The organism is Rhizobium sp. TRM95796 (assembly GCF_025779995.1).
Lineage (GTDB): Bacteria > Pseudomonadota > Alphaproteobacteria > Rhizobiales > Rhizobiaceae > Rhizobium_E.
This window is the reverse complement of sequence record NZ_JAOXHE010000034.1, coordinates 1-1,000: the sequence shown is the minus strand read 5'-3', so window position 1 is coordinate 1,000 and position 1,000 is coordinate 1. Positions and strand designations below refer to the sequence as shown.

At 71.1% G+C, this 1,000-nt stretch carries 1 protein-coding gene; it reads right to left on the bottom strand.

What is annotated here, in order from left to right:
• Positions 1-1,000 (bottom strand): hypothetical protein (locus OCK01_RS26390; RefSeq protein WP_412179075.1); only part of this gene is annotated, 1,000 nt, incomplete at both ends.

Here is a 1,000-nt window from a genome sequence, read left to right as displayed (position 1 = left end):
CCCAGCGCGGCGATTTCGGTCGTGGTCAGCGCCTTGATGTCGGCCGGCGCGGCCTCGAGCCGGAGGATGTCGACGCCGGCGGCGTCCAGCGCATCGCTGGTCGCGCTCTCCAGAGCCTTGGCCTCGGCCAAAGTGAGGGTGGCCGTCACCACGTCGCCCCCTGCAAAGGCGACGCCGGCGCTCGCGACGGCCTGGGCCTGGGCGAGCGTGACCGTCACGGCGTCGTCCGTCGCGTCGATGGCGGTGACGCCGAAGGCGGCGAGGGCGGAGATGTCGTCTTCGTCGAAATCGGTGATCACGTCACTGGTTCCAGTCACGGTGACCGACGCCGCGCCGGAGACGGCGAGGCCGGGAACGGTCGACAGCGCCAGGGCTGCGGCCGCGTCGAGGCTGACGGCGCCGGCGTCGGAAACGGCGATCGCATCGACGCCCATGTCGGCGATCAGGGCCGCCCCGTCGGCGTCGAGCGCCGAGAGAGCCGCGGCGTCGTCGGACAGGGTGACGACGTCGCCGGCCGCCAGGCCGATCGAGGCCGATTTCAGATCTGCAAGCTGGGCGAGCGACAGGTAAACGGCGTCGTCGGAGGCGTCGAGCGTGGCGACGCCGAGATCCTTCAGATCACCGATCTGGACGCTGGTCAGGCCGGCGAGACGGGAGCCCGTGTCGGCGAGCGTGATCGTGTCGCCGCTGGCGAAGGCGATATCCGCAGCGGAGAGCCTGACCGCCTGGGCCAGGGTCACCGATCCGGCGTCGTCGCTCAGGTCGAGCACATTCGCGCCGACCTCGTCGAGATCCTCGAGATCGTCGCCGTCGAGCGCGGCGAGTTCGGCGGCCGACAGGGCGACCGTGATCGCGTCGTTCTCGGCGAAGGCGATGCCGCGATACGCCACGCTCTGGGCCTGGGCCAGCGTCAGCGTGGCGAAATTGCCGGTCATGTCGAGGACGTCGACGCCGACGGCGTCGAGGGCGTCGAGATCGGTGGCGCCGAGCGCGGCCAGTT